At 32.2% G+C, this 7431-nt stretch carries 8 protein-coding genes; 7 read left to right on the forward strand and 1 reads right to left on the reverse strand.

Translation table 11 applies throughout. The annotated features are described in order from the left end of the window. The first annotated feature begins 178 nt into the window (after positions 1-178). The 7 genes from FPG59_RS12070 to FPG59_RS12100 all read left to right on the forward strand — a co-directional run bounded on the left by FPG59_RS12070 (position 179) and on the right by FPG59_RS12100 (position 6369). Positions 179-1237 carry a DUF262 domain-containing protein gene (locus tag FPG59_RS12070; protein WP_086454847.1) on the forward strand — a complete coding sequence of 353 codons (1059 nt, stop codon included), beginning with the start codon at positions 179-181 and terminating at the stop codon, positions 1235-1237. Position 1238: 1 nt separating this feature from the next. Further along, the gene (locus FPG59_RS12075) at positions 1239-1865 is read left to right on the forward strand and encodes a hypothetical protein (RefSeq protein WP_086454848.1); all 627 of its coding nucleotides are present in this window, start codon (positions 1239-1241) and stop codon (positions 1863-1865) included. 452 nt (positions 1866-2317) lie between these two features. Then, a complete protein-coding gene (locus FPG59_RS16440) occupies positions 2318-2557 on the forward strand; it encodes a hypothetical protein (protein ID WP_140344649.1) in 240 nt (79 codons plus the stop codon). Positions 2558-2720: 163 nt separating this feature from the next. After that, positions 2721-3260 (forward strand): hypothetical protein, encoded by a 540-nt coding sequence (locus FPG59_RS12085; protein ID WP_086454850.1) that lies wholly within the window; start codon positions 2721-2723, stop codon positions 3258-3260. Between the two features lie 206 nt (positions 3261-3466). After that, the gene (locus FPG59_RS12090; protein ID WP_086454851.1) at positions 3467-4036 is read left to right on the forward strand and encodes a hypothetical protein; all 570 of its coding nucleotides are present in this window, start codon (positions 3467-3469) and stop codon (positions 4034-4036) included. Positions 4037-4153: 117 nt separating this feature from the next. After that, positions 4154-5200, forward strand: a complete 1047-nt coding sequence (locus FPG59_RS12095; protein ID WP_086454852.1) for a two-component regulator propeller domain-containing protein — start codon at positions 4154-4156, stop codon at positions 5198-5200. A 236-nt stretch (positions 5201-5436) separates the two neighbouring features. After that, entirely contained in the window at positions 5437-6369 is a 933-nt protein-coding gene (locus FPG59_RS12100; protein ID WP_086454853.1) for a peptidylprolyl isomerase, read from the forward strand. 82 nt (positions 6370-6451) lie between these two features. On the opposite strand, the gene FPG59_RS12105 is transcribed toward FPG59_RS12100, so the two are convergent. Continuing rightward, positions 6452-7330, reverse strand: coding sequence for an alpha/beta fold hydrolase (locus FPG59_RS12105; protein WP_086454854.1), 879 nt, complete (start codon positions 7328-7330; stop codon positions 6452-6454). Positions 7331-7431: the final 101 nt, after the last annotated feature.

Raw genomic sequence — 7431 nt, forward strand, 5'->3', positions numbered from 1 at the left:
AAGCATAACAGCCATTTGTCAAGATTGCAAATTTTTTAGTAAATATACATTTACATTTCGCAAGAAATTTTATCTTTAATAGAAAATAATCGGTTCCGCAGTTAACAACCTCAATAAGTGTTGGAACGCAATAATCCGTAATACAGGTATTAACTAAAATAACGAACTAAAATAATTTATGAAAAATTTTGATAGTAGAGCGTATAGTATAAATGATTTTTTGGAATGGAATGATAAAAAACAACTTCAATTATCACCAAAATTTCAAAGGAAAGCTGTTTGGTCTGATGACGCAAAATCATATCTGATGGATACAATAATAAGGGGTAAGCCTATACCTAAGATCTTTATTAGACAAACAATAAATGTTGAAAATAGGCAATCTATTAGAGAAGTTGTAGATGGGCAACAAAGATTAAGAACAATTCTTTCATATATAAATGATGGTTTTATTATAAGTAAAAAACACAATGAAAAATATGGAGGATATTATTTCAGTCAACTTAGTAATGTCGACCCAGATATACAATCTGTAATTTTAAATTATGAAATTTCGGTAGACCTTTTAGTTAATTTACCAGATAGAGAAATTTTAGATATTTTTAGTAGATTAAATTCTTATTCTGTAGTTCTTAATGAACAAGAAAAAATAAATGCAAATCATTTTAGTGAATTTAAAATTCTAGTTGATAAACTATCTCATAAACACAATGATTTTTGGTTAGAAAACAAACTTCTAACTCATCAAAACATTTTGCGAATGGCAGATGTAACTTTAGTTTCCGACTTGGTCATATCTATGTGTGAAGGAATTCAATCTAAAAAACAAATTAAAGCTTATTATCTTAAATATGAAAAAAGCTTTGATTTTGATTCAGAATCAATAGAAAAAAGTTTTGATGAAACGATTGAATTGTTAAAAACTATATTTAATGAAGGTTTAAAAAACACACCATTTAAAAGAATACATTTATTTTATACAATTTTTACAAGTTTATACCATACAAAGTATGGATTGAAGAATTTCAGTAAAGTTAGAATCCAAATTCCAGAAAATAAATTTGAAAGAGCTAAACTAAATTTAACAAATTTAAATATATTATTCGATACTATTCCTTTTCAAAATATGTCTGTTGAGCAAATTCAATTTTTAGAGGATAGTAGGAGAGCCACTACTGATACCAAAGTTAGGATTAGAAGGTCGGAATTTATTATTGATATTATAAATTCTCTGTAATATGGCACTAGCTCAAAATTTAATTGATTTTCGTTTGACAACAGCAGAATTAGTCTCTCATATCAACTTTGGTCACCACAAATATGCAAATGGTAATTATAAAATTGTTAGAAATCTTCGGGAATTTATTTGTGAGTCAGCATTCTTAAGAATATTTATTGCTTGGGAAACATTTGTAGAAAATAGCTTTGTAGACTATCTAGTTAATGAGCCGTCTATTTTAAATAACAGACCTGCAAAATGGGCCAATCCCATTGATAAAGACCACGCACAGCAAATAATTATTGGTAATCAAAATCATATGGATTGGTCAAATCCTGAAGCTATAAGAAAAATAAGTAAAATATTTTTTCATCAAGGTTATGTTTTCACAACATCACTTGGAGCTATTAATAATGACTTAATGGACTTAAAAACAATAAGAAATTCTGCAGCACATATGTCTTCAACGACAGCGAGTAAATTAGATGGTTTAAGTACCAGAATATTAGGTACTCCTTGTGTGAATTATACTGCATACAGATTACTCTTTTCAGTTGACCCTCGTTCTGCTACACCAAATCAAACTGTACTCGATCGATTTTTACAATTAATGGATGTCGCCGCTGAACAAATTGCAAATGGATAAAAAAAACACGTACATATATGCTACAAGCAATTTGAGTTATAAACTTAATTTGAAAATGGCTTTGTATTTAGAAGATTTAGCAAATCCGAATAATGGGTTTTATTTATTACCAAACTTGCTGAAGTCCCAAAACGCTAGCTACAAGTGTTCAAACTGACCTAAATAAAAACAGAAAAATGACAAAAAAAGATTTAATAAAACGGTTGAAGTGGTATCAGCCATTGGAACGGTCGCACGCATTTATTACTTTCCCGTTAATTGGGATCTATTTGCTCTTTACTAATTCATTTCTTGATATACTATTTATTTTATATGGCTTAGTTTTGTGTATTTGCATATTATTTCAAGGGCAACTTTACTGGAAACTAAAACTGGATAGGCTTACAGGAAAGGCATTTGACCAAAACAAGAATCTAATGTTTTTTAGGAAATCAAAAAAAAACAATCTTTATATGATAGGTTTAGTCCCGTTAGTATTTATTATTCAGCTATATTTTTCTAATTGGGAAGTAAAAACAGAGAATTTGATGTTGTGGGCAATCATAGCAAACGTTTTTGGGATTCTTGAACACATTAATTATTATAATAGACAATTAATGATAGACAACACATCTGATTTAAACTATGTAATTAGAAACCGAAAACTTAAAATTGCAAGTTTGGCTAAGGACTTGTTGGAAAATAAAATTTAAAACATCAGGAGCAAACAAGCTAATAGCAGTTTAGTAATTAGACTTAATGGGGAAATGGTTTTGTATTTGTAAAGTCAATGTTTATCTGAAAGTCTAGGCTTCCTTAATTCGCACATCTCAAAGTAGTCACATGCTGGTAACAACCTAAAAGAAAAACAAAAGAATGAAATTCGACAGAAATGATAAATTAGAAATTTTTGAAAATGCAATTAGTTGGATTGTAGTATTTGCCATGTTTATTTATGGTGGAGCTAAAATAGTTCAATTTGATGGAGCAGCTGAAATTGACAAAACTGTTTCGGAAATGACTGGAATGGAATTGATGTGGGCTTTTTATGGTTACTCAAAAGCATATGCAATAACTTTAGGACTTTTTGAAATAATTGGAGGAACATTGATTTTGATAAAAAGAACCAGAATTATTGGTTGTTTGTTCACATCTACCATACTTGTAAATGTGATTTTACAAGACATATATTTCCAAGTGCATAATGGAGCTCTAAAAGCAGCGATTCTATACCAATTAGTAATTCTATTAATTTTATGGTTGAATAAAGATAAAGTTATTCAAAGCATCAAGAGTTTAATCCATTTCAATACATCTCAGCAACCGAGATTTAAATTTATAATCAAATTAGGAATTGCTTTTATTTGTTTTGTCATATTGAGAATAGCAGAATACTTTATAACAATGAAATTGTAGAGCCAGTAGATAAAGGTTATTACAACGTATTTGGGCAATAGGTGAAATGGGAAGTTGGTTTTGTATTTGGGATGATATACTTGGTCTATTCTCTATTGCTCGATTAGCAACATAAATAATGGGCTCAATTTAGGTCCAAAACCCACTGTCATAGCTAGAAGTTATGTGTCAGAAAAAAACTAAACGGAAAATAGAAAAATAAAAAAATGGCATTATTTCACCTTGTATTTGAACTATTAAAAATATCGATTTTAAGTTGTATTTATGCAAGCTTAATACTAGTAGTTTTTAAAATAGTTGCTAATCATAATCCAAATTCTTGGTTTGATAAAGTTTCAAAGAAAAAGTTTAAACTTTGGTTTTTAAGTGGACTTTACATCTCTATTTTTCTTTTCTTTTTTATGTTTTCTCATTTTGGTGATCACGGACTTGGTGACAGTGCAAGAATTCCAATCGGACACGGTAAAGCAATTCAAGAAGTCGATGGAATGCAAGCATATATCCAAGATGAAGGGCCAATAAATATGATTGAAATAGATAGTTTTAAAATAACAGCTGATTTCGTATATGGTTATATTAGCAAGGGAAATGAAAATTACGAAGGCAGCTATTTCGTTTACGACTTGGCCAATAATTCTGTCGAAACTTTTGAAAAAGAGAGTGATTTTATAAACTTATTGAAAACGCATGACCTTGATGAAAATACAGATTATAAAGATTTTAATTATTATTATGGTCAACATTGGAATGGTTGGAGATTCTGGCTTTTACCGTAAACAAATTGGAAAAAAAGCCGAAAGTATAACGGCTACTGCAACGAATTTTGCACTTAGCTTAATCTGAAATTAGTTTTGTATTTGAGGTGATTTTATTTTTTAGTAAACAAAAAAAACATGATAAATTCCATAAAAATAATCGTACTCTACCTGCTTTTTGTTTGTCATGTTTCGTGTACACAACATCAATTGGAAGGGAAAATAACAAAAGTCAATGCCAGTGATCTTAAAGCTACCACCACACACGGACCTGTAGGTATTACTAGAAATATCATTCAGGATAAAAAAGGGATGATGTGGATGGCATCGTTTCGTGGTGTTTATAAATATGACGGAACGTTTTTTACTAACATGACAAAATCCTTAACGTCATCACGCTTTTATTCTATTTTAGAAGATACAAAAGGTAATTTGTGGTTTGGTACCGTTGGTGCAGATGCTTCTGGAGTGTATCGGTATGACGGAAAATCTTACGAAAACTTTACAACTGCGCAAGGACTTCTTAACAATGAAGTGAGTAGTATTTATGAGGATACAGACGGTACGTTCTGGTTTGGCGTATCAGGTGGGTTTAGTTTCTTTGATGGTAGTTCTTTTCAAAATTTTATTATAGACGAAAACGGAATTCATGAAGACAAAACTGGAAAAACATTTGCAAAAAGGCAATCTTTTAAGCATACCGTCAATTCTATTTTGAAAGATGATAAAGGTGTTTTATGGATTGCCACAGGGGACAAAACGTACCAATACAATCAAGAAAAAACAATTGTAATGACTCATGATCGGAAACCTTTTTATAACGTTCGTGTCCTTGTGAAAGACTCAAACGGATCTATATGGCTTGGCGGTCCCCACGGTTTATGGCGTTGCCAGAACAATGCTTTTAGTAATTTTTCTAAAACTATCGTGTCTAGCATAGTCGAAGATGCTAGCGGAGCTATATGGTTAGGCTCTGCAAAAAATGGAGTGACACCCAAATGGGATCTTTCTCAATTGCGTTCAAATGCTGTACGTACTGAATATTCCCAAGGAGTCACAATTCCTAATTTACCAATGATTTTTGGACTCAGTGCGTCAAGAGATGGGAATATTTGGTTGGCTACCTTTGAAGGCGTTTTTCGCTATGATGGTAAAACAATGAAGAGTTTCAATAAAACGAAATAATTTAATTAACAATTGATTAAGAGATAAATACATTAGAGTGGGAGTGAAGATGTGACTTTTAAAATAGAGATTATCTTTCGTAATTATGTTATTCTTGATTCATTTTTTTTCTGTTAAATTCGTTTACTATATTAAACTATTATTTCATTATCGACCATTTCTAAATCAACGAATCTCCAAATTCCCTTTTTAAAATTATTTTCGTAAATTTGCAATTCAATAAAAATTAAACAATAATGGAAAACGGAATATATGCTAAATTCAACACTACAAAAGGTGCTATTTTAGTAAAACTCACACACGATTTAACACCAGGAACAGTAGGTAACTTTGTAGCTTTAGCTGAAGGAAACCTTGAAAACAAAGTAAAACCACAAGGAGTTAAGTTCTATGACGGTTTGAAATTTCATAGAGTAATTCCTGATTTTATGATTCAAGGTGGTTGTCCACTAGGAACAGGTACAGGAGATCCAGGGTACAAATTTGATGATGAATTTCACCCAAGTTTAAAACACAACCGTCCGGGAGTTTTGGCAATGGCTAATTCAGGTCCAGGAACAAATGGTTCTCAGTTTTACATTACACACGTCCCTACAGACTGGTTGGATAACAAGCACACTGTTTTTGGACACGTTGTTGAAGGACAAGATATTGTTGATGCTGTAGCTCAAGGTGATGTTTTAGAATCTTTAGAAATTGTAAGAGAAGGTGAAGAGGCTAAAAACTGGAACGCAATTGAGTCTTTTATCACTTTTAAAGGGGCTAGAAACAAGCGTGACGCTGCCTTAAAAGCAGAAGCTGAAGCAGCTATGGAAAAATTAGCAGCTGGATTTGAAAAAACAGAAAGCGGTTTGCGTTACCAATTCATTCAAAGAGGTGAAGGTAAAAAAGCAGAAAGCGGTAAAACTGTTTCGGTACACTATGAAGGTTCATTAGAAAACGGAAAAGTTTTTGATTCATCATACCCAAGAAAAAAACCAATCGAATTTAGATTGGGTCAAGGTCAAGTAATCGAAGGATGGGACGAAGGTATTGCACTTTTAAAAGTAGGTGACAAAGCTCGTTTTGTAATTCCATCTGATTTAGGATATGGTCCAAGAGGAGCTGGAGGAGTGATTCCACCAAATGCTACTCTTATTTTTGATGTAGAATTAATGGATGTAAAATAAGCTTTAGCTTAACTTGCATACTTGATTTATCCCATTGGCCTTAGCGGCTAATGGGATTTTTTTTAGGTATAACAAAGAAAATTTACGTATTTAAAAACTGAATCAAATCAGCATTTAGTTTGTCTTTTTCTATATAAAACAATCCATGAGGCGCTCCTTCATATATAAGAAAGGTGTTGTCAGGGATAAGTTTAGCCGCAATTTCTGAAGTTATTTCTATGGGAACGGTTTTGTCTTCATCTCCGTGAATGATTAGGGTTGGCACTGTCACGGTTTTCATCTCGTTTCGGAAATCTGTTGACGAAAATGATTTGGCACATGCCAAAGTTGCCTGTGGCGAAGCAAAAGAACATAGCATGCGATAGTAGTGCAGCAAAGCAGAGCTTATAGGTTTACTGATAAAACTTACGCCAAAAAATGTTTTTCCAAAGTTATCTAGAAAGCTAATGCGATCTTCCTTAATCTGGCTTGCCATTGCATCGTATTTTTCTTGTGGCACACCATTGGGATTTGAATCGGTTTGTAATTGAAAAGGGGTTATAGATGCAATTAGGACAGCTTTTGTAACTCCTTTTCCGCCGTGACGGCTAAAATAGCGCACTACTTCGCCGCCACCCATTGAAAAACCTACAAGAGCCACATCTTCCAGATTCAAATACTCAATAATGGCTTTCAAATCGTCAGCCAAAGTATCATAATCATAACCATCCCAAGGTTGTGAGGATTTACCAAAACCACGACGGTCATAGGCAATTACTCTAAAGTTGTTTTGAATTAAAGCCTCCATTTGATATTCCCACATTTCATTGGATAATGGCCAGCCATGAATTAGAATTACGGGTTTTCCTTCTCCATAATCTTTCAGGTACAATTGTACATTTGGCGCTGTTTGTATGTATTGGTCAATGCCAATTGTTTCTTTTTTTCTGGCTTCGTTGTTGTTCATTTGACTCATTTCCATAATAGTTACAATTTAAAAGATGAATTTAGTATTCGTCTTTTGTAAATCTAGAACTGTTTTACAAAAAAAGTTTTACAGAATTAGTTTAAATAGTTGTAAAT

This window comes from Flavobacterium sp. FPG59 (assembly GCF_002150205.1).
In the GTDB taxonomy this organism is placed as follows: domain Bacteria; phylum Bacteroidota; class Bacteroidia; order Flavobacteriales; family Flavobacteriaceae; genus Flavobacterium.

Excerpts from the sequence above, each read along its gene's own strand:
- FPG59_RS12070 (WP_086454847.1), top strand. The coding sequence starts at position 179 with ATGAAAAATTTTGATAGTAGAGCGTATAGTATAAATGATTTTTTGGAA.
- FPG59_RS12075 (WP_086454848.1), top strand. The coding sequence starts at position 1,239 with ATGGCACTAGCTCAAAATTTAATTGATTTTCGTTTGACAACAGCAGAA.
- FPG59_RS16440 (WP_140344649.1), top strand. The coding sequence starts at position 2,318 with ATGATAGGTTTAGTCCCGTTAGTATTTATTATTCAGCTATATTTTTCT.
- FPG59_RS12085 (WP_086454850.1), top strand. The coding sequence starts at position 2,721 with ATGAAATTCGACAGAAATGATAAATTAGAAATTTTTGAAAATGCAATT.
- FPG59_RS12090 (WP_086454851.1), top strand. The coding sequence starts at position 3,467 with ATGGCATTATTTCACCTTGTATTTGAACTATTAAAAATATCGATTTTA.
- FPG59_RS12095 (WP_086454852.1), top strand. The coding sequence starts at position 4,154 with ATGATAAATTCCATAAAAATAATCGTACTCTACCTGCTTTTTGTTTGT.
- FPG59_RS12100 (WP_086454853.1), top strand. The coding sequence starts at position 5,437 with ATGGAAAACGGAATATATGCTAAATTCAACACTACAAAAGGTGCTATT.
- FPG59_RS12105 (WP_086454854.1), bottom strand. The coding sequence starts at position 7,330 with ATGGAAATGAGTCAAATGAACAACAACGAAGCCAGAAAAAAAGAAACA.